Consider the following 1693-nt stretch of genomic DNA (forward strand, 5'->3'; position numbering starts at 1 on the left):
GCGCTGGCGGGTGCCGGGGCGCTGGTGGGTGGCCGTCCTGGCCGGGCCGGCGCTGGTGTGGGCGCTGGCGGCGGGCGCGCACGCCGCCGCGGGCGGTGCGCTGCGGGAGGTGCGCCCGCTCGCGCTGGAGGCCGGCGCGGCGGGGCTGGTGCCGCTGCTGCTGGTGCTGCTGCTCACCGACGGGCTGGGCGAGGAGGCCGGCTGGCGCGGGTTCGCGCTGCCGCGGCTGCTGGAGCGCACCGGGCCGGTGGCGGCCGGCGCGCTGCTGGGGGCGGGGTGGGCGCTGTGGCACCTGCCGCTGCTGTGGACCCCCGGCCTGGCCCTGGCGGGCACCTCGCCGCTGCTGCTGCTGGTGGATCTGGTCGTGGCGTCGGCGCTGTTCACGGGCGTGTTCCTGCGCACCGGCGGCAGCGCGCTGCTGGCCGTCGTGCTGCACGCGAGCGCGAACCTGTTCTCGCTGCCGGCGCAGCGGGCGCCGCTGGGCGCGCTGCTGCTCGTGGTGGCGCTGGAGGCGGCGCTGGCCGTGGCGCTGCTGAGGACGGCGCCGGGCACGAGCCCGGGCACGAGCCCGGGCACGAGCCCGGGCACGGCGCTGAGCGGGAGGAGGCAGCCGTGGCGGAGGTGGTGGTGACGGCGATGCCGTTCACGGGGCACGTCACGCCCCTGCTGGAGGTGGCGCGGGCGCTGACCGGCGCCGGGCACCGGGTGCGGGTGCACACCGGTGCGGCGTTCAGCGGGCGGGTGCGCGCCGCGGGCGCCGAGCCGGTGCCGTGGCGGCGCGCGCCGGACTTCGACGAGCACGCCCTGGCGGCGACGTTCCCCGCCACCGGCCGCGGCGGGCCGCTGGGGGTGCTGGCCAACCTCGAGCACGTGTTCGTGCGCACCGCCGCAGGGCAGGTGGCCGACCTGGCGCAGCAGTGGGAGCGGCGCCCGTGGGACGTGCTGGTCGCGGACTCCACGAGCCTGGGCGGGGCGCTGGCCGCGGAGCGCTTCGGCACGCCGTGGGCGACGGTGTCGGCGGTCCCGCTGGCCCTGCCCAGCCGGGACCTGCCACCGCCGGGGGTGCCGCTGGCGCCGGGGCGCGGGCCGCTGGGCCGGGCGCGGGACGCGGCGCTGCGCGCGCTGGTGCCCGTGGCGTCCCACCCGCTGCGGGTGGCGCTGCGCGAGGTGCGCGCGGCCGCCGGGCTGCCCGCGCGCGGGGTGCCGCTGGAGGAGCAGTGGTTCTCCCCGCACCTGGTGGTGGCGCTGGGGGTGCCGGGGCTGGAACCGCGCCGCGGGGACCTGCCCGCGCACGTGCACTTCGCGGGGGCGTTCCCGCCCGCCGGGGCGGACGCGCCGCTGCCCGGGGGGTGGGAGGAGGCGCTGCGCGCGCCGCGCCCGGTGGTGCACGTCACGCAGGGCACGTTCGGCACGGACCCGGGCGAGCTGCTGCTCCCGGCGCTGCGGGCGCTGGGGCGGCGGGACGTCACGGTCGCCGCCGTCACGGGGGTGCCGGGGCGCACGCGGCTGCCGTTCGCGGTGCCGGCCAACGCCGTGGTCGCCGACCGCGTGCCGTACGGGCGGCTGCTGCCGCTGACGGACGCGGTGGTGACCAACGGCGGCTGGGGCGGGGTGCTGGCCGCGCTGCGGCACGGCCTGCCGCTCGTGGTGGCCGGGGCCGACCTGGACAAGCCGGCCGTCGCGCGGCCAGCAC

At 80.9% G+C, this 1693-nt stretch carries 2 protein-coding genes; both read left to right on the plus strand.

What is annotated here, in order from left to right; translation table 11 throughout:
• Positions 1 to 631: CPBP family intramembrane glutamic endopeptidase (locus tag GTR00_RS20310; protein ID WP_166613343.1), on the plus strand; the 631-nt coding region annotated here is incomplete at its 5' end.
• Positions 613 to 1693: glycosyltransferase (locus tag GTR00_RS20315; protein WP_166613344.1), on the plus strand; the 1081-nt coding region annotated here is incomplete at its 3' end. The genes GTR00_RS20310 and GTR00_RS20315, both read left to right, overlap by 19 nt.

It is taken from the genome of Kineococcus indalonis (assembly GCF_009906395.1).
Classification (GTDB): domain Bacteria; phylum Actinomycetota; class Actinomycetes; order Actinomycetales; family Kineococcaceae; genus Kineococcus; species Kineococcus indalonis.